Below are 21,875 nucleotides of genomic sequence, written 5' to 3'. Positions count from 1 at the left end.
CCCGATGGCTGCGGGCGGGCCGTGACGCGGGGGCCGCGCTTGCGCCCCGCGCGCGCCCGGCATAGGCAGGTGATGCGCCGGTCACGGCAGCGACAAGAGGGCTGTGGATGAAGATCATCATTTGCGGGGCCGGTCAGGTCGGCTGGCAGATCGCGCGCCATCTGTCGGGCGAACGCAACGACGTCACCGTCATCGACAACAACCCCGATCTGGTCCGCCGCGCCACCGAGGCGCTGGACGTGCAGGGCCTGACCGGCTTTGCCAGCCATCCCGACGTGCTGGATCAGGCGGGCGCGCGCGACGCCGACCTGATCATCGCCGCCACCCATTCCGACGAGGTGAACATGGTCACCTGCCAGGTGGCCCATTCCGTCTTCCAGATCCCGCGCAAGATCGCGCGGCTGCGGTCGGGCGCCTATCTGGACGCCATCTATTCCGACCTCTACCGCACCGAACACCTGCCCATCGACGTGGTCATCAGCCCCGAGCGCGAGGTCGCGATGGCCGCGCTGCAGCGCCTGTTGGCACCCTCGACCTTCGATGTGGAAACCTTCATGGGCGGCAAGATCCAGCTGCTGGGGATCGATCTGGAACCCGACTGCCCGGCCCTGAACACGCCGCTGCGCCAGCTGACCGAGCTGTTCTCCAGCCTGCGGGCCATCGTGGCGGGGGTGCGCCGCGAGGGGCGGCTGTTCGCGCCCGAGGCGGGCGACCAGCTGTTCTCCCATGACCAGATCTATGTCTTCAGCCATGCCGAGGACGTGGCCCGCACGCTGGACATCTTCGGCAAGCCTCCGCAGAAGCAGGAGCGCGTGACGATCATCGGCGCGGGCAATGTGGGCCTTGCCGTCGCGCAGGCGCTGGAGGCCCGCCCCGACCGCATCCGCGCCAAGCTGATCGAGCGTGACCGCAGCCGCGCCGAATTCGCCGCCGACCGTCTGGAACGGACCATCGTGCTGAACGGCGACGGGCTGTCGGCCGAGATCCTGGACGAGGCCGGCGTGCCGCTGGCCGATGCCGTGCTGGCCGTGACCGATGACGACAAGACGAACATCCTGGCCTCGGTCCGCGCCAAGCAGGCGGGGGCCAAGATGGCCATCGCGCTGATCAACGATCCGACGCTGGTGCCGCTGATGGCGGCGCTGGACATCGACGCCTATATCAACCCGCGCGCCACGACCGTGTCCACGATCCTGCGCCACATCCGCCACGGGCGGGTCCGCGACATCTATTCCATCGGCGATGCCGAGGCCGAGGTGATGGAGGCGCAGGTCCTGTCCACCAGCCCCATGGCGGGCCGGGCGATCCGCGACATCGACTTTCCCGAAGGCGCGCTCTTGGGCGCCGTGCGCAAGGGTGACCGGGTGCTGAAGCCCCTGGCCGACACCCGCATCGACGAGGGCGACATCGTGCTGATCTTTGCCCTGACCAAGGACGTCCCCGAGGTCGAGCGCCTGCTGCAGGTCTCGATCGACTTCTTCTAGACAGGGGCCGCCGCATGACCAGCACCGTCCAGCGACTGCCGCTTCTGATCCTGCTGGCCGGGATGGCGGCGCTGCTGATGCTGGTGCCCGCCGCCTATGCCTCGGTCACCGGATACGCGTCCATCGCGCGCAACTTCTTCTATGCGGCGCTGCTGACGCTGGTCTTCTGCGGGCTGATCGGGCTGGCGACCCAGGCCAATCCCCGCCCGCAGCGCGCCCGCGAGACGCTGCTGATGATGCTGGGCGCCTATGGCATCCTGCCCTTGCTGCTGGCGGTGCCCTTTGCCGAAAGCCAGCCCGACACCGGCTTCTTCAACGCCTGGTGGGAGATGGTGTCGTCGCTGACCACCACCGGCGCCTCGCTCTACTCGGCCGACCTGCTGCCGCTGCCGCTGCATCTGTGGCGGGCCATCGTCGGCTGGATGGGCGGGTTCTTCGTGCTGGTCGCGGCCGTGGCGATCCTGGCCCCCCTGCGCGTGGGCGGGTTCGAGATCATGTCCAGCCCTTATGGGCGCGAGGAATACCGCCAGCACCTGCCCAAATCCTCGGACCCGCGCCGCCCGGTCCTGCACATGTCCGATCCCCGCACCGAGGGGCACCTGTCCGACCCCACCAGCCGCCTGGCCCGCGCCGCGCTGGAGGTGGGTCCGCTTTACGCGGGGCTGACCCTGGCGCTGTGGGTGGGGCTGGCCATGCTGGGCGACCCGGCGCTGGTGGCGCTGACGCGGGCGATGGGGACGCTGTCCACCTCGGGCATCTCGCCGGTCATCGGCCCCGCCGGCCAGGCCACCGGCATCGCGGGCGAGATGCTGGTCTTTCTGTTCCTGATCCCCGCCCTGTCGCGCCGCTTCTGGCCCGGCGGCGCCGAATTGCAGGCGACCGACCGCTTGGTCGAGGACCCCGAGCTGCGCATGGCCCTGGCGCTGGTCCTGATGGTGGGCGCGGTGCTGTTCCTGCGCCATTTCCTGGGCGCCATCGAGATCGAGCGCAGCCTGCCCGAGGACGCGCATCCCCTGTCCGGGCTGGGCCGGGCGCTGGCGGCGCTGTGGGGCGGGCTGTTCAGCGCGCTCAGCTATCTGACGACGACGGGCTGGACCTCGGTCGAATGGGCCGATGCGCGGGCCTGGTCGGGGCTGGACGCGCCGGGGCTGATCCTGGCGGGGCTGGCGATGATGGGCGGCGGCATCGCCACCACGGCGGGGGGCGTCAAGCTGCTGCGCGTCTATGCCCTGGCCCGCCACGGCCAGCGCGAGATGGAGCGGATCATCCATCCCAGTTCCGTCTCGGGCGGGGGGCGCATCGCGCGGCGGCTGCGCCGCGAGGGGGCCTATCTGGCCTTCATCTTCTTCATGCTGTTCGCCATGTCCATCGCGGTGGTCATCTGCCTCGTCTCGATCCACGCCATCGAGTTCGAGACCGCGACGATCCTGTCCATCGCCGCACTGACCAATGCGGGGCCCCTGGCGGGCGCCATTCCCCTGACCCCGGCCTTCGAGGGGACCGCCGGCATCGCCTCGGCCCCGTGGGAGGGCTGGTCGGGCCTGCCCGACTTCACCAAGGCCGTGCTGGCCGCCGCGATGGTGCTGGGCCGGATCGAGACGCTGGCGGTGCTGGCCATCTTTTCGCCGGATTTCTGGCGGCGCTGAACCTTCAGGTGTGGCGCAAATGTTATCGAGACCGGGTTGCGCAAGCGCGCTTGCTTGCAAGGCCGGACGCATGCGCCTAGATATTGACATGACAGGGCAGTGAAAAACGGACGAAAACAGATGGCTGGCGACAAGCAGAACCTGCAGGATGCGTTCCTGAACCATGTCCGCAAGGCCAAGGTGCCGGTCACCATCTTCCTGATCAACGGCGTCAAGCTGCAGGGCGTCATCACCTGGTTCGACAATTTCTGCGTGCTGCTGCGCCGGGACGGCCAGTCGCAGCTGGTCTACAAGCATGCGATCAGCACGATCATGCCCGGCCAGCCCATCACCCTGTATGAAGGCGAGGACTGATTGGCCGACCTGACGGACACCGAAGCCAAGCCGACCCGTGCCTATGTGATCCACCCCGATCTGGGCCGCGCCCGGACCCAGAGACGCGAGCCCGAGCATTCGCTGGCCGAGGCCGTGGCCTTGGCCATGGCGTTGCCCGGCATCGAAATGGTGGGCTCCGAAGTCGCGAACCTGCGCGAGCCCAATCCCGGCAAGCTGTTCGGCAAGGGCAAGCTGGCCGAGATCAAGGAGCGGCTCGAGGCGCTGGAGGTCGAGCTGGTGCTGGTCGACGGCCCCGTCACTCCGGTGCAGCAGCGCAACCTGGAAAAGGACTGGGGCGTCAAGCTTCTGGACCGGACCGGGCTGATCCTCGAGATCTTCGCCGACCGCGCCCGCACCCGTGAGGGCGTGCTGCAGGTCGAACTGGCCGCGCTGTCCTATCAGCGCACGCGCCTCGTCCGCGCCTGGACCCACCTGGAACGCCAGCGCGGCGGGCTCGGCTTCGTGGGCGGCCCCGGCGAGACGCAGATCGAGGCCGACCGCCGCGCCATCGACGACCAGATGACCCGGCTGCGGCGCCAGCTGGAGCGCGTGGTCAAGACCCGCAGCCTGCACCGCGCGGCCCGCGCCAAGGTGCCCTATCCGATCGTGGCGCTGGTGGGCTATACCAACGCCGGCAAGTCGACGCTGTTCAACCGGATGACCGGGGCCGAGGTCTTCGTCAAGGACATGCTGTTCGCGACGCTGGACCCGACCATGCGCGCCATCCAGCTGCCCGATGCGGGCGCGGGCGGATCGGGGCGCAAGATCATCCTCTCCGACACGGTGGGCTTCATCTCGGATCTGCCCACGGAACTGGTCGCCGCCTTCCGCGCCACGCTGGAGGAGGTGCTGGAGGCCGACCTGATCCTGCATGTCCGTGACATCAGCCATCCCGAGACCGAGGAACAGGCCGAGGACGTGGCCGACATCCTGGACAGCCTGGGCGTCGACGAGGACGTGGCCGCCATCGAGGTCTGGAACAAGATCGACGCATTGGGCGACGAGACCCGCGCTGCCCTGCGCCGCACCGATGCCCGCACCGAGGGCGTGCAGGCCGTCAGCGCCCTGACCGGCGAGGGTCTGGACGACCTGACCGCCGCCATCGACCACCTGCTGGGCCAGGTCCTGGACGAGCCGCGGACCGAGGACGAGGTGACCCTGGATTTCGCCGACGGCCGCAGCCGCGCCTGGTTGCACGAGGCGGGCGTGGTCGAGCGCGAGGCGGCGGCCGAGGACGGCCTGCACCTGAACCTGCGTTGGACCACGCGGCAGAAAGGCGCCTTCGAGGCCTTCACGGGCACCGCCGAGGAGCCGGTCGAGGATGACGAACCCGACGCGCCGCGCACCGGCGGGTGGCACCCGGCGGACTGACCGGCACCCAGCCCTCGCGTCCCGCGACGACCGGTTCTCGAACCCGGGGCGCACCAACTGGCGACCCCGCCGAGGATATTTGTGCCAAGATGAAATCGGCCATCCTCCTGCCGCTCATGAAGGATCTTCGCGTTTCATCTTGGCGGAAGTATCCTGCGGGGGGAGTCGCGCAACGCGCGACGGGGGGCGCAAAGCCCCCCTCTTGCACCGCTTGGCATCAAGTACGGCAGATCAGTCCGATGCAGCCATCTCATGGGCCCAAGGCGGGTTGGCCCCCGGCCGCGAGACGGTGACCGAGGCGGCCTGTGCACCAAGCGTCAGGGCGGCGCGGATCTGGTCGGGGGTGATGGCCGCGATGCCGTCCTTGCTCAGCAGCCCCTGACGGTCGAGGCTGGCAAGGACGCCCGCGTTGAACGTGTCGCCGGCGCCGATCGTGTCGGCGACGGTCGTGCGCACGGCAGGAACGGCGACCGTCTCGCCGGCCCAGATGGCCCGGGCGCCGGATTCGCCGCCGGTGTGCAGGACCAGCTTCGGGCCGGTGGCGAGGATGCGGCGGGCGGCCTCCTCGGGGGCCAGGTCGGGATGCAGCCACTCCAGATCGTCCGACGACAGCTTGACGACGTCGGCCATGGGCAGCAGGCGCGCCAGACGGGCGCGATAGGCCTCGGGATCGGTGACGAAGAACGGCCGGATGTTGGGATCGATCATCACCGGCAGGCGGGCGTGATGGGCGGCGACCAGCCCTTCAAGGGTGGCGCCGCAGGGATCGGGCACCAGGCTGATGCCGCCCGCGAAAAGCGCCGTCACTGTCCGGGGCAGGGGGCCGATGTCGCCGGGCACCAGCATGCGCCCCGCCGAACCCTCGTCATAGAAGGAATAGCGCGCCTCGCCGTTCGTCAGGGTCACCAGCGCCAGCGTGGTCAGCCGGTCGGTGCGGGGGCAGAGGTCGGTGTTCACCCCGGCCTCGGCCAGCGGCGCCAGGATCTGGTCGCCGAAGGGGTCGCGGCTGATCGGCCACAGATAGCCCGTGGCCCGGCCCAAGCGACCCAGCGCGATGGCGGTGTTGTAGACCGCGCCGCCGGCCAGAGGCCGGAAGGCGCCGTCCTGCGGCACCATGTCGATCAGCGATTCGCCCGCGCACAGGATCATGTCCGTCCCCCTCTGTACCTCAGCCTGACCCCGTCACATACAGGATCGCCGTTAGCGCGACCAGCGCCACGGCCACGGCGGCGGCGATTTTCCAGGCCGACCACGGGCGCTCTCCCGCGACGCGGCCCGACTGGCCGTTCACCACGAAGCGATAGCTCTTGCCGTTGTAGCGGTAGGCGGCGGTCCAGACGGGCAGCAGGATATGCTTGAACGTCTCGGCCGAAAAATCGCTCTCCAGGCTGTCGATGCGCTGCTGGCTGCCGCCGATGGCGCGGCGCACATCGGTGGCGATGACCTGGGCCATCTGCGCCCGCGCCGCCTCGTGCCCGTCGGCCAGCGGGACGGTATAGCCCTCGGCCTCGAAGCCCGACAGGAAGGCCGGATCATAGCCCGACAGCTGCGACAGGTCCCACGGCACCAGCGCATCGGTGATCCGGGCGGGCAGCGCGGTCGAGGCCAGCACCAGCACGTCGTTGAAGTCGCGCGCCACCTCGCCCGAGGCGGGGCTCCAGCGGATGCGGGGCACCTGCCGGGCGACCCGTTGGCTGCGGCCGTTGACGGTCTGGGTGACCCATTGGGTCACGTAATAGACATCGCCGCGCTGGCCGCGATAGCGCGAGCGGCTGGCCGCGTCGAAGGTCCAGAAGGGCGAATAGACCCCGGTCAGCCGCCGGTCCCGCCGCGCATAGGCCGTCAGCCCCGAGGGCGCGAACCACAGCCCGCCCAGCCAGTCGGTCATCGCGTCGCGCGCCTGATCATGGGTCAAGGCAAAGGGCAGCACGCCCTGCGGCTTGATGCGGCGGGTGGCGCCGGTGTCGGTCACCACGGGCGAGGCGCAGAAGGGGCAGGCGCCGGCGTGATGGGTCTCGTCCAGGTCCACCCGCGCGCCGCATTGCGGGCAGGACAGCGTACGCACCACCTGCGCGATGGTCGAATCGGCGTCCAGATGCAGGCCTTGGTCCAGCGGGATCTCGGCCAGTTCCGGGGCCTTGTGGGCGGCGTCCCATTGCAGGGGCGGCGGGTTGGCGCCCGCGCGGGGCAAACCGGGCGCGCGGGCCGGGCCGGGGCCGATCTCCTGCCGGTGTCCGCACCAGTCGCAGACCAGACTGTGCTGGCCCGGCTGAAAGCGCAGGCTGGCCCCGCATTGCGCGCAGGGAAAGCGGTGTTCGGCGGGCGCGGCCACCTTACTGCGGCAGGGGCAGGGGCGGGGGCAGGGTGGTGAACAGCTGCGCCAGCTCGGCCACGTCCTCGGCGGGCAGCCAGCCGTCCTGGCCCGGCGCCCAGACCAGCGTGTCGCGCGCGAAGCGTCCCTCGGGCACCATGCGGCCCAGATGGCCGCGCCCGAAGGGACCTTGGGGCGCGCCGTCCAAGGCGACGTGCCAGACCGTCTCGACCGTGCGGCCGGGCAGGGGCGGGGGGCTGGCGGCCGCAGGCGCGGCGGTGGGCGCCGCGCCCCAGGGACCGGGCCGGGGGGCGGCGACGCCCATGCCCATCGCGGCGCCCATGGCCGCGCCGAAGCCCGCCCCCGCGCCGCCCTCGTTGCGGGCGGCGGCCAGCATCGCCTCGGAGGCGGCATATTGGCCGAAGCGGTCCAGATCGCCGATGATCCCCATGCTGGTGCGCTTGTCCAGCATCGCCTCGACCTCGGCGGGCAGGCTGATGTTCTCGATGTAGAACTCGGGCAGGATCAGGCCGTAGGCCTCGATCACCGGGGCGATGGCTTTCGCCACCAAAGCGCCCAGCTGGTCGGTGTTGGCGGCCATGTCGAGGACCGGGATATTGGCCGAAGCGATCGCGCGCGAGAACTCCTGCACGATCACGTTGCGGATCTGGAAGGCGATCTCGTCGCGGGTGAAGTCGCCATCGGTGCCGACGATCTCGGACATGAAGCGCGCCGGGTCGCTGACGCGCATCGAATAGGTGCCGAAGGCGCGCAGGCGGATCGGGCCGTATTCCGGATCGCGCGCGATGATCGGGTTGCGCGTGCCCCATTTCAGGTCGTTGAAGCGGGTCTTGTTGACGAAATAGACCTCGGACTTGAAGGGACTGCGAAAGCCGTGATCCCAGTGCTGCAGGCGGGTCAGCACCGGCAGGTTGTTCGTCTCCAGCAGGTAGAGGCCGGGGCCGAACACATCGGCCAGCTGCCCCTCGTGGACGAAGACGGCGGCCTGCCCCTCGCGGACGGTCAGCTTGGCGCCGTACTTGATCGCGCGCCCGACCGTGTCGTAGCGCCAGACCATCGTGTCGCGGCTGTCATCGACCCATTCGATGATCTCGATGAATTCGCCGCCCAGGATATCGAAGATGGACATGGCTTGCCTCTGGGGTTCGGGATGGGATCAGGCGGCCTCGCCCAGCAGCTCGGCAGCGATCTGCCGGACGAGGGGCGCGGCCTCGGCCTCGGTCATGCCGGGGGTCAGGCGCGGGTCGTAGAGGATGCGCAGCAGCAATTCGTCATGCCGGGTCAGCAGGGCGAATTCCTCGTCGTCGTTGAAGATCGAGGGGCGCGCGGCGGGGCTGTCGGCGGCCAGACCCATCCCCTGCGCCAGCTCCTCGTGGATGCAGGAGGTGCGCAGCAAGGGCGGCAGTTCCGCCCGGATCACCGCGACGGCATGGGCATAGTCGCTGGCGCCGCCGCGCGAATAGGCGAAGACCGAACAGCTGATCGCGGGTGGCAGGTCGGTCAGGATGCGGATATCCTGCGCGGGAATGCCGGGCACCAGCTGCGCCAGACGCGGGCCCGCGGCGCGGCGTTCATCCTCGTTCAGCACCAGGATGGTGAAGTTGCCGCGCTCGGCGGTCAGGCGGACCGGATGGCGGGTGGTGTCGGACAGGCGCGCGGCAAACTCAGCCACCTCGGCGCGCCAGGCGGGACGCGCGGCCATGTCGAAGGAGGCGCCGAATTCCAGCTGCATCCGCACCGGCTCGCGCCAGCGGCGCAGGGGGGCGGCGGCACTCTGCGCCACCAGCCCGTCCGAGGTCTGGCTGTATTCGTCGCGCAGCGCGATGGCGATGAAGTTGCGGGTCAGCGTCTCGGCGTCGATGGGCGCATCCAGCGGCACGCGGTCGCGGCGCAGCCGTCCCTGCGCCACCAGCCGTCGTTCGGCCGCGGCGTAGAAGTCGCGCTGCGACTGGCTGGCCTGGCTGGGATTGGCCGAGACCTGTCGCGCCGCCGCATTGGCCTCGCGGTTGCGCTCGGCGCGGGCGCGGCGCAGCTCGGCCTGGCTGGCGGGCTGGTCCTGCTGCAGGGCGGGGCGCGCGTCGGTGCGCGAGGGATCGGGCCCTTCGGGATCGATCCGCCCGCAGGCGGCTCCCGCCAGCAGCACCAGCGCCAGACCAAGCGCCGTCTTGCGCGAGGGCAGGGGCGCCTGCCGCATCAGCGCACCCCGCCGCGTCCGAGACGCGCGGTGTCCGCCGGGGCGGCGGGCCTTTGCGCCGAGGCCGAGGCCAGCGCGTCGCGCAGCTCCGCCTCCATCCGGGTCAGCTCGGTCTCGGCGGCAGCGCGGCGCGAGCGGCCCTCGTCCGCGATGCGCAGGCTGTCCTCGATCGTGGCGATCAGCTGGGCATTCGCGGTCTGCACGGCCTGGATGTCGAAGACGCCGCGCTCGGTCTCGGCGCGGATCTGGGCATTGGCCTGGCGCAGGTTGTCGGCATTGCGCGTCAGCAGCTCATTGGTCAGGTCGCTGGCCTCCTTGACCGCGCGGGCGGCCTCGGCGCTGCGCTGGATGGTCACCGCCTGCGCCAGCTGGGTCTCCCACAGGGGCACGGTGTTCACCAGGGTCGAGTTGATCTTGGTGACCAGCGACTTGTCGTTCTCCTGCACCAGCCGGATCGAGGGCAGGGACTGCATCGTCACCTGCCGCGTCAGCCGCAAATCGTGCACGCGCCGTTCCAGATCGTCGCGCAGGGTGCGCAGGTCGCGCAGCTCCTGCGCCTCGATCACCTGATCGGGCTGGGGCTTGGCAGCCAGCTCGGCCTCCTTGGCGGGGATGGCGTCGGTGTCCAGCTCGCGCAGCTTCTCGGTGCCGGCGGCGATGTAGAGCGCCAGCTCGTCATAAAAGGTCAGCGTGCGGTCATAGAGGATGTCCAGCGACTTGACGTCCTTGAGCAGCTTCTGCTCGTGCGATTCCAGCTCGGCGGTGATGCGGTCGATCTGGGTCTGGACCTGTTCGTAATTGGCCACGAATTTCGCGAAGGGCGCCGAGCGGCCCAGCAGCTTTTCCCACCAGCTGCGGCTGCGGCGCATGTCCAACTCGGTCGTGGAGAAGCCGCGGATGGTGGTCACCACCTCGCGCAGGCTGTCGCCGGCGGGGCCGACCTCCTTGGTCTTGACGTCGGCCAGCATGGCCTGGCTGATCTGCTGCAGATCCGCTTGGGCACGCGTGCCGAATCGCAGGATCGAGTTGCTGTCCTTCAGATCGATCTCGGCCATGCGCGACCGGATCTGGGCCTGGGTCGCCGGATCGGCCTCGGTCAGCCCGGAGGGTGCGGGCGCGGGTTCGGGCAGCGACGCCTGCGTCAGCGCATCGATCTGCGCCTGAGCGGCTTCGGCGCGGCGTTTGGTGTCGTCGGTCATCATCGGATCCCCTTGTCAGCCATCCGCCACAGGCGGTGCCGTCGCCATAGCATATGGCGAAATCACGTCCGATCAACGACATGACCGTCGGAAAGTTTCCGCCGATGGGCGGGGCGTCGCAGGCGAGGTGCCGGATGGGCCGCAGGCGCGGCCCATCCGAAGGGCGGATCAGGCGGCCGAGGGCTGCGCGGCCCGGGCGCCGTAGAAGCTGCCCTCCGTCTCGGCCATCTTGCGCAGCAGCGCGGGCACCTGGAACCGGTCGCCCTGCTCGGCCGTCAGGCGGTCGCAGATCTCGACCGCGCGGGCGGCGCCCAGCATGTCCAGCCAGCCGAAGGGACCGCCGGTCCAAGGCGCGAAGCCCCAGCCCAGGATGGCACCCACATCGCCCTCGCGGATGTCTTCGAGGACGCCCTCCTCCAGCGCGCGCACGGCCTCCAGGGTCTGCGCGAACATCAGGCGGTGCTGGACGTCGTGCAGGTCGGGCTGGTCCGCGCTGCGCGGATATTGCGCGTCCAGGCCGTCCCACAGCCCCTGCCGCTTGCCCGCCTCGTCATAGGCATAGAAGCCCGCATTCGCCTTGCGGCCCAAGCGGTTCTGATCGGCCATCCAGAACAGCACCTCGTCCACCGCGCCGTCGGGATAGGCGTCGCCCATCGCCGCGCGGGTCGCCTTGGCGATCTTGACACCCAGATCGATGCTGGTCTCGTCGACCAACTGCAGCGGGCCCAGGGGCATGCCCATCATCTTGGCCGCATTCTCGATCAGCGTGGGGTTCACGCCCTCGGCCAGCATGCGGATCCCCTCGTTGATATAGGGGATGATGCAGCGGTTGGCGTAGAAGAAGCGCGCGTCGTTGACCACGATCGGTGTCTTGCGGATCTGGCGGACGAAATCCAGTGCCTTGGCCACGGCGACCGGGCCGGTCTGCCGGCCCTTGATGATCTCGACCAGCAGCATCTTGTCCACGGGGCTGAAGAAGTGGATGCCGATGAACTGCTCGGGCCGCGACGAGGCCCGCGCCAGATCGCCGATCGGCAGGGTCGAGGTGTTGGTCGCGAAGATCGCATCCGCCGGGATGACGGCTTCCGCGCGCTTGGTGACCTCGGCCTTGACGGCGGGATCCTCGAAGACCGCCTCGACGACCAGATCGCAGCCCTCCAGCGCCGCGTAGTCGGTCGTGGCGGTGATGCGGGCCAGCACCTCGGCCTTCTTCTCGGGCGTGGCCTTCTTGCGGCTGATGGCCTTGTCCAGAAGGCCCTCGGACAGGGCCTTGCCCTTGTCGGCGCTGGCCTGCTGCGCATCGATCAGCACGACCTGGATCCCGGCCATGGCGCTGACATGGGCGATGCCCGCGCCCATCATGCCCGCGCCCAGGATGCCGACCTTGCGCACGGTCTGGTCGGGCGCCTCGGGGCGGTTCGCGCCCTTCTCCAGCGCCTCCTTGTTGATGAACAGGCTGCGGATCATCGCCGCCGAGGACGGGTTCATCAGCACATGCGTGAACCAGCGCGCCTCGATCTTCAGCGCGGTGTCGAAGGGCACCATCGCCCCTTCATAGACCGCGCTCAGCAGCGCCTTGGCGGCCGGATAGACGCCCATCGTCTTGCCATGCACCATCGCGCTGGCGCCCACGAAGGTCATGAAGCCCGCCGGGTGGAACGGCTCTCCGCCGGGCATCTTGTAGCCCTTGGCATCCCAGGGCTTGACCAGATCGGCCTCCTTGGCGGACAGGACCCATTCGCGGGCGGCGGTGACGGGATCGGCCACGACCTCGTCGATCAGGCCCGCCGACTTGGCCTTCTTGGGATCGGACAGCTTGCCCTCCAGCAGGAAGGGCGCGGCCATCATCGCGCCCAGCTTGCGCGCCAGGCGGGTGGTGCCGCCGCCGCCCGGAAAGATGCCGACCATGATCTCGGGCAGGCCGATCTTGGCCTTCGGATTGTCGGCGGCGAAGATGCGATGCGTGGCCAGGGGCAGTTCCAGCCCGATGCCAAGCGCCGTGCCCGGCAGGGCGCTGGCGATGGGCTTGCCGCCCTTCAGCGTCTTGGGATCCATGCCCGCGCGCTCGATCTTGCGCAGCAGGTGGTGCAGCGTCATGACGCCGTCGAAGACGCCCTGCGCGCTTCCCTGGTCCTTCATGCCCGTGATGACATTGAGGTCCATGCCGGCGGCGAAATCTGCCTTGCCGCTGGTGATGACGATGCCCTTGACGGCCGCGTCGGCCAGCGCTTGGTCGATCAGCCCGTCCAGGGCGGTCGCGCCCTCCATCGACAGCACGTTCATCGACTTGCCCGGCACGTCCCAGGTGATGATCGCCACGCCATCATCGCCGGTCTTCATGGTGAAATCGGTCATGGATGTCTCCTCACACGCGCTCGATGATGGTGGCCGCGCCCATGCCGGACGCGATGCAGAGGGTGGCCAGGCCCATGGTCTTGTCCTGCCGCTCCAGCTCGTCCAGCAGGGTGCCGATGATGATCGCCCCGGTGGCGCCCAACGGATGGCCCATCGCGATGGCGCCGCCGTTCACGTTGACCCGCGCCGGATCGACCTGAAAGGCCTGCATGAAGCGCAGCACGACGGCGGCGAAGGCCTCGTTCACCTCGAAGAGGTCGATGTCGCCGATCGACAGGCCGCTGTCCTTCAGGATCTTTTCGGTGACAGGGACGGGGCCGGTCAGCATGATCGTGGGATCGGTGCCGATCTTGGCGGTGGCGCGGATGCGGGCGCGGGGCTTGAGGCCATGGGCCTTGCCGAAGGCGGCATCCCCGATCAGCACGGCGGCGGCGCCATCCACGATGCCCGAGCTGTTCCCGGCATGGTGGATGTGGTCGATATGGGTCAGATGCGGGTATTTCAGCATCGCCACCTTGTCGAAGCCGGGCATCGTCTCGCCCATCTCCTTGAAGGCGGGGCGCAGCTTGGCCAGGTCCTCAGGCGTCGTGCCGGGGCGCATGTATTCGTCGCGCGCAAGGATGGTCAGACCGTTCTGGTCCAGCACCGGGACGATGGACCTGTCGAACCGCCCCTCGGACCAGGCCTGCGCGGCCCGGCGCTGGCTTTCCAGCGCCAAGGCATCGGCCTCCTCGCGCGAGAAGCCGTATTCCGTCGCGATGATGTCGGCGCTGATGCCCTGCGGCACGAAATAGGATTTCATCGTCAGCGACGGGTCGACGGCGATCGCCGCCCCGTCGCTGCCCATGGCGACGCGGCCCATCATCTCGACCCCGCCCGCGATATAGGCCTGGCCGGCGCCGCCCTTGATCTGGTTGGCGGCCAGGTTCACGGCCTCCATCCCGCTGGCGCAGAAGCGGTTGATCGACAGGCCCGGGATCCGCTCGTCGAGATCCGAGGCCAGCACGGCCGAGCGTGCCAGGCAGCCGCCCTGTTCCTTGACCTGGGTGACATTGCCCCAGATCACGTCCTCGACCGCATGGCCGTCCAGGTTGTTGCGGGCCTTCAGGGCATTGAGCAGCCGCGCGGACAGAGCCAGCGAGGTGACCTCGTGCAGGCTTCCGTCCGGGCGGCCCTTGCCGCGCGGGGTGCGGGCGGCGTCATAGATGAATGCGTCGGTCATGTGTCCTCCTTGGGCGCCCGGTCGGAGGGGTGCCCGGGCATCAGGTCATAGGGATGGGACCAGCCGGGCAGGGCGGCGATGCCCTCCAGCCAGCGGTCGATATGGGGCCAGTCGGCGCGGTCGAACCCAAAGGGCTCGGGGTAATAAAGGTATCCGCACAGCGCGAAATCCGCGACGGTCGGACCGCCGGGCGCGACCCAGTCCCGGTCCGCCAGATGGTCGTTCAGCACTTGGTACGCGGCCTTCAGCCGCCCCTGCAGATAGGCGGCCGCCCCGGCGGGGCGCTTCTCCTCGGGCAGGAAGTTCAGCAGGAAGCGCGCCGGTCCCGCCTGGCCCGAGATCTTGTGATTGTCGAACATCAGCCAGCGCAGCGTCTCGGCCCGGTCCGAGCCCTGGAATTTTCCGGCCTTCTCGGCGATGTGCAGCTGGATCACGGCGGACTGGGTCAGGACCAGATCGTCCTCGCGAAAGACCGGCACCTCGCCCATCGGGTTGAGGGCACGGAACGCCGCGCCCCGCGCCTCGCCCCCGAAGAAGTCGACATAGACGGGCTGCCAGTCATGGCCGGCCAGTTGCAGGGTCAGGGCGGCCTTGTAGGCATTGCCCGATTCGCCAAAACACCAGAGCTGTGCGGTCATCTTGCCTCTTCAAACAGCCGGGGGCTTCGCGCCCCCGGACCCCCGCGGGATATTTTCGGGAAGAAGAAGGGGCGGGTTAAACCTTCCTCAACCATTTGGCGCCACTCTGGGCAGGCGGTACAGGCTGGGAAGCCGATGACCGCTGAAGGAGAGGTTCCCGGCTCGCGCGCTTGATGCCGATGGCCCTGCGCGGGCCGGGAATGCCGCTTCTTCTTCACTCAAATATCTCCGCCGGAGGCATCCGCGCTGTCCACGGGCGCCGCGCGGCGGAGCAGGCTCAGAACGCTTCCGCTTCCAGTTCCATCACCGTGGCCGCACCGGACTGGATGCGCGCCAGATGGGTCGCGGTCATCGGCAGCTGGCGCTTCATGTAGTAGCGGCCGGTGATCAGCTTGGTCTTGTGGAAGGCCGGGTCGGCCGTTCCGGCGTCCAGCGCGGCCTGGGCGGCGACCGCCATCCGGGCCCACATGTAGCCGAGCGTCACATGCCCGAAGAGGTGCATGAAGTCGTAGCTGCCCGACAGCGCGTCGTTGGGGTTCTTCATGCCGCGTTCCATGAAGAACATCGACGCCGCCTGCAGATCCTTCGACGCGGCCTTCAGCGGCTCGATGAAGTCGGCGCGGATCGCGTCGTTCCCGGCCTCCTCGCGGCAGAAGGTCTTGATCATCTCGAAGAAGGCCATGACGTGCTTGCCGCCGTCCAGCGCCAGCTTGCGGCCGACCAGATCCAGCGCCTGCACGCCGTTGGCGCCCTCGTAGATCATGGTGATACGGGCGTCGCGGACGAACTGGCTCATGCCCCATTCCTCGACATAGCCGTGCCCGCCCAGAACCTGCTGCGCCAGCACGGTGGCCTCGAAGCCCTTATCGGTCAGGAAGCCCTTCACGACCGGGGTCATCAGCGAGATCAGCCCCTCGGCATCGGCATCCTGCCCCAGGTTGCTGCGATCGACCAGATGCGCCCCCCAGAGCGTCAGGGCGCGGGCGCCCTCGAGGAAGGATTTCTGGTCCAGCAGGCTGCGGCGGATGTCGGGATGCACGATCAGCGGGTCGGCCGCGCCCTGCGGGTTGTCGGCACCGGTCACGGCGCGGCCCTGCAGGCGGTCCTTGGCATAGGCCAGCGCGTTCTGATAGGCGGGCACGGCGCCCGCATAGCCCTGCAGGCCGACGCCGATCCGCGCCTCGTTCATCATGGTGAACATGGCGCGCATGCCCTTGTGCAGGTCGCCCAGCAGCCAGCCGCGCGCGCCGTCATAGTTCATCACGCAGGTCGCGTTGGCGTGGATGCCCATCTTGTGTTCCAGCGCGCCGACCGACACGCCGTTGCGGTCGCCCAAGGTGCCGTCCTCGGTCACCAGGAACTTGGGCACGATGAACAGGCTGATGCCCTTGGTGCCCGCGCCGCCGCCCGGCGCCTTGGCCAGCACCAGGTGGATGACGTTCTCGGCCATGTCGTGATCGCCGGCCGAGATGAAGATCTTCTGGCCCGTGATCAGATAGCTGCCGTCGTCCTGCGGCTCGGCCTTGGTGCGCAGCAGGCCCAGATCGGTGCCGCAATGCGGTTCCGTTAGGTTCATCGTGCCGGTCCAGTCGCAGCTGACCATCTTGGGCAGGTAGGTCTGCTTTTGCGCGTCCGTGCCATGGGCGTGGATGGCGGAATAGGCGCCATGCGTCAGGCCCTGATACATGTTGAAGGCCATGTTGGCGGACACGAAGATCTCGCCCGTGGCCACGCCCATCACATAGGGCATGCCCTGGCCGCCATACTCCGGGTCGCAGTCCAGCGAGGTCCAGCCGCCCTCCTTGACCTGCTCGAAGGCGGCCGCGAACCCGTTGGGGGTCCGCACGATGCCGTTCTCCAGCCGGCAGCCCTGCTGGTCGCCGGGCAGGTTCAAGGGCGCCAGCACCTCGGAGGCCAGCTTGCCCGCCGCCTCCAGCACCGCCTCGGTGAAGTCGGGGGCCAGGTCGTCATGGCCGGGAAGATCGGAATGCGACAGCTTCAGGACGTCGTGAAGGACGAACTGCAGGTCGCGGATCGGGGGCGTGTAGCTGGGCATGGCGTCATCCTGTGGGCTGTTCGTGGGGGGCTGCGGAAAGTCGGCCCTGGGCATCCGTGATCTGGACCCTGAGCTCGGCGATCGCCTCGCTCAGTTCGGCATATTGCTGTTCCATGTCGGCCAGCCGGGCGCGGCCGATCTCGATCGTGGCCGCGACCTGGGCGCGGTTGGTCCCGCCGGGCTCGTACAGCTCCAGCAGCTGGCGGATCTGTTCCAGGCTGAAGCCGAAGCGCTTGCCGCGCAGGATCAGCGTCAGCCGGGCCCGGTCGCGCCGGTCGTAAAGGCGGTGCTGGCCCCGGCGATGGGGGAAGATCAGTTCCCGCGCCTCGTAGAAGCGCAGCGTCCGGGGCGTGACCGCGAAGGCATCGCACATCTGGCGGATGGACATCAGGTCGTCGGACATATCGGTACGCTCCTCCTCACACCGGCTTTCCGTCCTGATGTGGTCATAACTTGAAGCTGACGCTCACGTAAGCGAAACGCCGCGTCACGGGTGGGCCTGCCGCCGCGTCAGCCCAGCTTGTCCAGCTCGTCCCGCGTGATGCGGCGCAGCTGGTCCAGGTCGTCGCGGGCGGCGCGCAGGTCGGCGATCTGCCCGTCCAGCACCGCAAGCTGCCGGTCGGCCATGTCGATCCAGACCTGGTACTGCTCGCGCGAGCCCTTCTTGTCGTAGATCTGCAGCCATTGCCGGATCTCCTCCAGGCTGAAGCCGAAGCGGCGGCCGCGCAGGATCAGCGTCATCCGCGCCACCTCGCGCGCGCCGTAGAACCGGGTGCGGCCTTCCTTGCGGGGCTGCAGCAGCTCGATGTATTCGTAGTAGCGCAGCGTCCTCGGCGTCACGTCGAAGCGCGTGCACATGTCCTTGAAGCTGATCCGGTCATCGCTCATCCGCGCCTCCTTGCCGATTTCCCTTCGCGTCAGCCTAGGGCGAGACGCGGGGTTTCTCAACCGAAACGCGCATCGGCGGGGGCTTGAGTGTGCGCGGCACCTGGCGCTACGCTCGTCCAAAGAAGGAGCGCCCGATGACCGACCCCCAGGATCACGCCCGCATTGCCAAGCAGTTCATCGAGGCAATCCCCCATGCCCGCGCCCTGGGCATGCGCGTGGACGAGATCGGCGCGGGCCGGGCGGTGATCAGCATGCCGTGGGCCGAGCATCTGGTGGGCGACCCGCGTACCGGCGTGATCCATGGCGGCGTCGTCTCGGCGCTGATGGACACCTGCTGCGGGGCGGCGGTGATGGTGCATCCGACGAACCCGCGATCGACCGCGACGATCGACCTGCGCATCGACTACATGCGCGCGGCGACGCCGGGGCAGCGGATCACGGCGCGGGCCGAATGCTATCACATGACCCGCAGCGTGGCCTTCCTGCGCGCCGTCGCGCTGGACGAGGACGAGGAGAACCCCGTCGCCGCCGCGACCGGCGCCTTCACGGCGGAAAGGTAAGCCATGGCCGACCGCAACGAGCCCCTGCACCAGATCAAGTCGCGCCGCGACAGCGCCCTGCACGCGATGGTCAGCGGCGTGCCCTACATGAGCTGGCTGGGCATCCGCTTCGACCGGCGCGGGGACGAGCTGACGGCGATCCTGCCCTATGACGAGAAGCTGATCGGCAACCCGATGCTGCCCGCGCTGCATGGCGGGGTGACGGCGGCCTTCCTGGAGGTCACGGCGATCATCGAGCTGGGCTGGGCCGCCATGTGGGAGGATCTGGAATCGGGCCGCATCGCCCCCGATGCCGCCGTCGAGGGCAGCCTGCCGCGCCTGCCCAAGACCATCGACTTCACCGTCGACTATCTGCGCTCGGGCCTGCCGCGCGACGCCTATGCCCGGGCCCGGGTGGTGCGGTCGGGGCGGCGCTATGCGAGCGTCCATGTCGAGGCCTGGCAGGACAACCGCGCGCGGCTGATCGCGCAGGCGACCGGGCATTTCCTGATGCCGCAACCCTGAGGCGCCGCCCCGACGCGCCGACCGGTGCGGACCATCCGGGGTGGATCAGGCTCTGGCGCCGGGCGCGATCCTTGGCCATGATGGGGCACGCCGTCACGAGGACCGATCCCGCCATGCTGCGTCTTGCGCTGAGCCTCTCTCTGCTGCTGCCCGTCCCCGCCCTGGCGGATGCGCCGCTGGTCGTCCTGGACCGCACGCAGCTGCCCTTCGACCTGGGGCCGGGCCATCCGGCCAACAACCCGGCGCGGGCGGGCAACGCGCCCCATGCGGCGTGGAATTCGGCGGGCAACACCGCCAACTCCGCCTCGGCCCCGGCGAACCGGCCCGAGAACCCGGCCAACGAGCAGCGGGTGATCTTCACCTCGGACGGGTCGGTGCTGGGCTATTACGCCCCCAATGCCGGGGGCGTTCTGAACCTGTTCGACCTGGGCGGGCGGCGCATCGCCTATCGCCCGGCGCGCGGCACGAAGAGCCTGTTCACCACGCAGGGCGCCTGGTGCGGGACGGTGGACGGGCTGCGCGATGGCGGGTTCGTCCTGGCGGTGACCCCCGAATGTGCGCGGCTCTTCGCGCGCTGACGCGGGATTGTCACATATCCCTCCTAGACCGCAGCAACATATTCCGGAGATGTCGATGACCAACACCTACAAGGACTGGCTGGAAGCCGAGCTGCAGGAAACCCTGGACGAGGACATGGAGCTGGAGCTGGAGGATGCGGTCCTGTCCGCCGAGATCCGCCGCATCTATCGCAGCCACCATCCCGACCAGATGGACCGCAAGACCTATTTCCACGAGCTGCTGCGCCTGCAGTCCGAGCTAATCCGCCTGCAGGACTGGGTCAGCCACCATCAGGAGAAGGTCGTCGTGATCTTCGAGGGCCGCGATTCGGCCGGCAAGGGCGGCGCGATCAAGCGCATCACGCAGCGGCTGAACCCGCGCGTGGCCCGCGTCGTGGCGCTGCCCGCGCCCTCGGACCGCGAGAAGACGCAGTGGTATTTCCAGCGCTACGTGCCCCATCTGCCGGCGGGCGGCGAGATCGTGCTGTTCGACCGCAGCTGGTACAACCGCGCGGGCGTCGAGCGGGTGATGGGCTTCGCGGGCGAGGACCAGGTCGAGCAGTTCTTCCAGGACGTGCCGGAATTCGAACGCATGCTGGTGCGCTCGGGGATCCGGCTGGTGAAGTACTGGTTCTCGGTCACCGACGAGGAACAGCAGATGCGCTTCCAGATCCGCATCCACGATCCGCTGAAGCAGTGGAAGCTGTCGCCCATGGACCTGCAGTCCCGCATCCGGTGGGAGGCCTATACCAAGGCCAAGGAGGACATGTTCGAGCGCACCAACATCCCCGAGGCGCCGTGGTACATCGTGCCCGGCAACGACAAGAAGCGCGCCCGCCTGAACTGCATCGATCATCTGCTGGGGCTGATCCCCTATGGCGACGTGCCCCATGAGGAGGTGCTTCTGCCCGACCGGGTCTTCAACCCCGATTACGAGCGCGAGGTCCTGCCGCGCGAATTGTACGTGCCGCAGAAGTACTGACGGGCGGGGCCGGGGGGAAGGGGGCTCCCGCCCCCGTCGCCTGGCGGCGACTCCCCCGGGGATATTTGGGCCAAGATGAAAGGGCGGCATGCTGGAGTTCTTCGTCTACGACGTGTTCACCGACCGGGCCTTCTCGGGCAATCCGCTAGCGGTGGTGATGGGGGCGGATGCCCTGAGCGGCGTGCAGATGCAGGCGATCGCGCGGCAGTTCAACCTGTCCGAGACGATCTTCGTGATGGCGCCGCGCGATCCGGCCCATGCGGCGCGGGTGCGGATCTTCCTGCCCCTGGCCGAGATCCCCTTCGCGGGCCATCCGACCATCGGCTGCGCGCTGCATCTGGCAGGCGGGGCGGACGGGGCGCTGGTGCTGGAGGAGGAGGCCGGGCCGGTCCCGGTGCGGATCGCCGCGGGGCTGGCCGAGTTCGCGGCGCCGGTGCTGCCGGTGCTGTCGCCCGAGGTGGTGGCGCCCGAGGCGGTGGCGGCGGGCTTGGGGCTGGAGGCGGTGCAGGTGGGCTTTGGCGCGCACCGGCCCTGCATCGCCCATGCCGGGCCGGGCTTCGTCTTCGCGCCGCTGCGCGATCTGGCGGCGCTGGCGGGGGCGCGTCCCCGGGGCGCGGCCTTCGACGCGCTCACCGGCGAGATCGCCAAGCTCTATTGCTATGCCCCCGAGGGCGCGGGCTTCCGGGCGCGCATGTTCGCGCCGGCCAATGGCGTCCCCGAGGATCCGGCGACCGGATCAGCCACGGCGGTGCTGGCGGCAGCCCTGCTGGCGGCGGGCGCGCTGGCCGAGGGCGAGACGCGGCTGTCCCTGCGCCAGGGGGTCGAGATGGGACGCCCGGCCGAGCTGGGCCTGCGCATCACCGTGGCGGGGGGCGCCTGGTACAGGTCTGCGTCTCGGGCCGGGCGGTGCGGGTGGCCGAGGGGCACATCCGTGTGCCCGGTGCGTGAGCGGGCGATGCGGGCGGGTCGCGGGCGCGCTGCCGCAGATGTGATCGGGGCCGCGCCGCCGCCGGGCTGGACCCGGGGCGGGCCAGGGGGCATGTTGCCATGATGTTCAAGGATCTTCTGACCCGTCTGATGGGCGATGCGCCCGGGCCCGACACCTTCGGCGCCGAGGATGCAGAGCTGGCCATCGCCGCGCTGCTGGTCCGCGTGGCCCGCGCCGACGATCACTATGACGATGCCGAACGTGCCCGCATCGACCAGGTGCTGGCCTGCCGCCGGGGCCTGACCCCGCATGAGGCCGCCGAACGCCGGGCCGAGGCCGAGGCGATGGAGGCTGAGGCCAGCGATACCGTGCGCTTCACCCGCCAGATCAAGGACCGCATCGCGCTGGAGGATCGCCAGGGCGTGCTGGCCGCGATGTGGGAGGTGGCCTTTGCCGATGACACGCGCGGCGCCGACGAGGACAGCCTGATCCGCCTCGTGTCCGGGCTGCTGGGGATCACCGACCGGGATTCGGCGCTGATCCGGCGTCAGGTGATGGTGCAGATGGGGCTGCCGCCCGCCTGA

The 21,875-nt window shown here is 69.3% G+C and carries 21 protein-coding genes; 10 read left to right on the top strand and 11 right to left on the bottom strand.

The annotated features are described in order from the left end of the window. Positions 1–107: 107 nt before the first annotated feature. The 4 genes from trkA to hflX all read left to right on the top strand — a co-directional run bounded on the left by trkA (position 108) and on the right by hflX (position 4,876). Positions 108–1,484: a Trk system potassium transporter TrkA gene (gene trkA / locus E4191_RS12605; RefSeq protein WP_135313718.1), complete on the top strand. Its 1,377-nt coding sequence runs from the start codon at positions 108–110 to the stop codon at positions 1,482–1,484. Between the two features lie 14 nt (positions 1,485–1,498). Further along, complete coding sequence (locus E4191_RS12600; protein WP_135313717.1) at positions 1,499–3,130, top strand: TrkH family potassium uptake protein; 1,632 nt, start codon at positions 1,499–1,501, stop codon at positions 3,128–3,130. 120 nt (positions 3,131–3,250) lie between these two features. After that, on the top strand, positions 3,251–3,484 hold the full coding sequence (hfq, locus tag E4191_RS12595) for an RNA chaperone Hfq (RefSeq protein ID WP_042250201.1): 234 nt from the start codon (positions 3,251–3,253) through the stop codon (positions 3,482–3,484). Then, entirely contained in the window at positions 3,485–4,876 is a 1,392-nt protein-coding gene (gene hflX / locus E4191_RS12590; RefSeq protein WP_135313716.1) for a GTPase HflX, read from the top strand. A 231-nt stretch (positions 4,877–5,107) separates the two neighbouring features. On the opposite strand, the gene E4191_RS12585 is transcribed toward hflX, so the two are convergent. The 11 genes from E4191_RS12585 to E4191_RS12535 form a co-directional block, all read right to left on the bottom strand. Continuing rightward, entirely contained in the window at positions 5,108–6,025 is a 918-nt protein-coding gene (locus E4191_RS12585) for a carbohydrate kinase family protein (protein ID WP_135313715.1), read from the bottom strand. Between the two features lie 19 nt (positions 6,026–6,044). Then, positions 6,045–7,208 carry a zinc ribbon domain-containing protein gene (locus E4191_RS12580; RefSeq protein WP_135313714.1) on the bottom strand — a complete coding sequence of 388 codons (1,164 nt, stop codon included), beginning with the start codon at positions 7,206–7,208 and terminating at the stop codon, positions 6,045–6,047. 1 nt (position 7,209) lies between these two features. Continuing rightward, complete coding sequence (locus E4191_RS12575; protein ID WP_135313713.1) at positions 7,210–8,337, bottom strand: SPFH domain-containing protein; 1,128 nt, start codon at positions 8,335–8,337, stop codon at positions 7,210–7,212. Between the two features lie 27 nt (positions 8,338–8,364). Beyond that, positions 8,365–9,402, bottom strand: coding sequence for a DUF2927 domain-containing protein (locus E4191_RS12570; RefSeq protein WP_135313712.1), 1,038 nt, complete (start codon positions 9,400–9,402; stop codon positions 8,365–8,367). After that, the gene (locus tag E4191_RS12565; protein WP_135314462.1) at positions 9,402–10,601 is read right to left on the bottom strand and encodes a toxic anion resistance protein; all 1,200 of its coding nucleotides are present in this window, start codon (positions 10,599–10,601) and stop codon (positions 9,402–9,404) included. The genes E4191_RS12570 and E4191_RS12565 overlap by 1 nt, the downstream gene beginning before the upstream one ends. 168 nt (positions 10,602–10,769) lie before the next feature. Then, entirely contained in the window at positions 10,770–12,956 is a 2,187-nt protein-coding gene (locus tag E4191_RS12560; RefSeq protein WP_135313711.1) for a 3-hydroxyacyl-CoA dehydrogenase NAD-binding domain-containing protein, read from the bottom strand. A gap of 10 nt (positions 12,957–12,966) precedes the next feature. Then, positions 12,967–14,178, bottom strand: a complete 1,212-nt coding sequence (locus E4191_RS12555; RefSeq protein WP_135313710.1) for an acetyl-CoA C-acetyltransferase — start codon at positions 14,176–14,178, stop codon at positions 12,967–12,969. Further along, entirely contained in the window at positions 14,175–14,816 is a 642-nt protein-coding gene (locus E4191_RS12550) for a glutathione S-transferase family protein (RefSeq protein WP_135313709.1), read from the bottom strand. Before E4191_RS12550 ends, E4191_RS12555 begins: the two co-directional genes overlap by 4 nt. A gap of 277 nt (positions 14,817–15,093) precedes the next feature. Then, positions 15,094–16,872 (bottom strand): acyl-CoA dehydrogenase C-terminal domain-containing protein, encoded by a 1,779-nt coding sequence (locus E4191_RS12545; protein ID WP_135313708.1) that lies wholly within the window; start codon positions 16,870–16,872, stop codon positions 15,094–15,096. Positions 16,873–16,876: 4 nt separating this feature from the next. After that, the gene (locus E4191_RS12540) at positions 16,877–17,275 is read right to left on the bottom strand and encodes a MerR family transcriptional regulator (protein WP_135313707.1); all 399 of its coding nucleotides are present in this window, start codon (positions 17,273–17,275) and stop codon (positions 16,877–16,879) included. A gap of 107 nt (positions 17,276–17,382) precedes the next feature. Beyond that, complete coding sequence (locus E4191_RS12535; protein ID WP_135313706.1) at positions 17,383–17,760, bottom strand: MerR family transcriptional regulator; 378 nt, start codon at positions 17,758–17,760, stop codon at positions 17,383–17,385. 134 nt (positions 17,761–17,894) lie between these two features. Between E4191_RS12535 and E4191_RS12530 the strand changes: the two genes are divergently transcribed. The 6 genes from E4191_RS12530 (at position 17,895) to E4191_RS12505 (ending at position 21,875) form a co-directional block, all read left to right on the top strand. Then, positions 17,895–18,320, top strand: a complete 426-nt coding sequence (locus tag E4191_RS12530) for a PaaI family thioesterase (protein WP_135313705.1) — start codon at positions 17,895–17,897, stop codon at positions 18,318–18,320. Between the two features lie 3 nt (positions 18,321–18,323). Continuing rightward, positions 18,324–18,824, top strand: a complete 501-nt coding sequence (locus tag E4191_RS12525) for a PaaI family thioesterase (protein ID WP_135313704.1) — start codon at positions 18,324–18,326, stop codon at positions 18,822–18,824. Between the two features lie 113 nt (positions 18,825–18,937). Beyond that, on the top strand, positions 18,938–19,402 hold the full coding sequence (locus tag E4191_RS12520) for a hypothetical protein (RefSeq protein ID WP_176562714.1): 465 nt from the start codon (positions 18,938–18,940) through the stop codon (positions 19,400–19,402). Between the two features lie 55 nt (positions 19,403–19,457). Then, complete coding sequence (gene ppk2, locus E4191_RS12515; RefSeq protein ID WP_168217451.1) at positions 19,458–20,363, top strand: polyphosphate kinase 2; 906 nt, start codon at positions 19,458–19,460, stop codon at positions 20,361–20,363. A gap of 88 nt (positions 20,364–20,451) precedes the next feature. Beyond that, the gene (locus E4191_RS12510; RefSeq protein ID WP_228461299.1) at positions 20,452–21,414 is read left to right on the top strand and encodes a PhzF family phenazine biosynthesis protein; all 963 of its coding nucleotides are present in this window, start codon (positions 20,452–20,454) and stop codon (positions 21,412–21,414) included. Next, positions 21,414–21,875, top strand: a complete 462-nt coding sequence (locus tag E4191_RS12505; RefSeq protein WP_135314461.1) for a tellurite resistance TerB family protein — start codon at positions 21,414–21,416, stop codon at positions 21,873–21,875. The genes E4191_RS12510 and E4191_RS12505 overlap by 1 nt, the downstream gene beginning before the upstream one ends.

This window comes from Paracoccus liaowanqingii, from assembly GCF_004683865.2.
Lineage (GTDB): Bacteria > Pseudomonadota > Alphaproteobacteria > Rhodobacterales > Rhodobacteraceae > Paracoccus > Paracoccus liaowanqingii.
Note: the sequence above shows the minus strand (reverse complement) of the source record. Positions and strands in the feature narration are given on the sequence as shown.

Excerpts from the sequence above, each read along its gene's own strand:
- trkA (WP_135313718.1), top strand. The coding sequence starts at position 108 with ATGAAGATCATCATTTGCGGGGCCGGTCAGGTCGGCTGGCAGATCGCG.
- E4191_RS12600 (WP_135313717.1), top strand. The coding sequence starts at position 1,499 with ATGACCAGCACCGTCCAGCGACTGCCGCTTCTGATCCTGCTGGCCGGG.
- hfq (WP_042250201.1), top strand. The coding sequence starts at position 3,251 with ATGGCTGGCGACAAGCAGAACCTGCAGGATGCGTTCCTGAACCATGTC.
- E4191_RS12585 (WP_135313715.1), bottom strand. The coding sequence starts at position 6,025 with ATGATCCTGTGCGCGGGCGAATCGCTGATCGACATGGTGCCGCAGGAC.
- E4191_RS12575 (WP_135313713.1), bottom strand. The coding sequence starts at position 8,337 with ATGTCCATCTTCGATATCCTGGGCGGCGAATTCATCGAGATCATCGAA.
- E4191_RS12570 (WP_135313712.1), bottom strand. The coding sequence starts at position 9,402 with ATGCGGCAGGCGCCCCTGCCCTCGCGCAAGACGGCGCTTGGTCTGGCG.
- E4191_RS12565 (WP_135314462.1), bottom strand. The coding sequence starts at position 10,601 with ATGACCGACGACACCAAACGCCGCGCCGAAGCCGCTCAGGCGCAGATC.
- E4191_RS12560 (WP_135313711.1), bottom strand. The coding sequence starts at position 12,956 with ATGACCGATTTCACCATGAAGACCGGCGATGATGGCGTGGCGATCATC.
- E4191_RS12555 (WP_135313710.1), bottom strand. The coding sequence starts at position 14,178 with ATGACCGACGCATTCATCTATGACGCCGCCCGCACCCCGCGCGGCAAG.
- E4191_RS12550 (WP_135313709.1), bottom strand. The coding sequence starts at position 14,816 with ATGACCGCACAGCTCTGGTGTTTTGGCGAATCGGGCAATGCCTACAAG.
- E4191_RS12545 (WP_135313708.1), bottom strand. The coding sequence starts at position 16,872 with ATGCCCAGCTACACGCCCCCGATCCGCGACCTGCAGTTCGTCCTTCAC.
- E4191_RS12540 (WP_135313707.1), bottom strand. The coding sequence starts at position 17,275 with ATGTCCGACGACCTGATGTCCATCCGCCAGATGTGCGATGCCTTCGCG.
- E4191_RS12535 (WP_135313706.1), bottom strand. The coding sequence starts at position 17,760 with ATGAGCGATGACCGGATCAGCTTCAAGGACATGTGCACGCGCTTCGAC.
- E4191_RS12530 (WP_135313705.1), top strand. The coding sequence starts at position 17,895 with ATGACCGACCCCCAGGATCACGCCCGCATTGCCAAGCAGTTCATCGAG.
- E4191_RS12525 (WP_135313704.1), top strand. The coding sequence starts at position 18,324 with ATGGCCGACCGCAACGAGCCCCTGCACCAGATCAAGTCGCGCCGCGAC.
- E4191_RS12520 (WP_176562714.1), top strand. The coding sequence starts at position 18,938 with ATGCTGCGTCTTGCGCTGAGCCTCTCTCTGCTGCTGCCCGTCCCCGCC.
- ppk2 (WP_168217451.1), top strand. The coding sequence starts at position 19,458 with ATGACCAACACCTACAAGGACTGGCTGGAAGCCGAGCTGCAGGAAACC.
- E4191_RS12510 (WP_228461299.1), top strand. The coding sequence starts at position 20,452 with ATGCTGGAGTTCTTCGTCTACGACGTGTTCACCGACCGGGCCTTCTCG.
- E4191_RS12505 (WP_135314461.1), top strand. The coding sequence starts at position 21,414 with ATGTTCAAGGATCTTCTGACCCGTCTGATGGGCGATGCGCCCGGGCCC.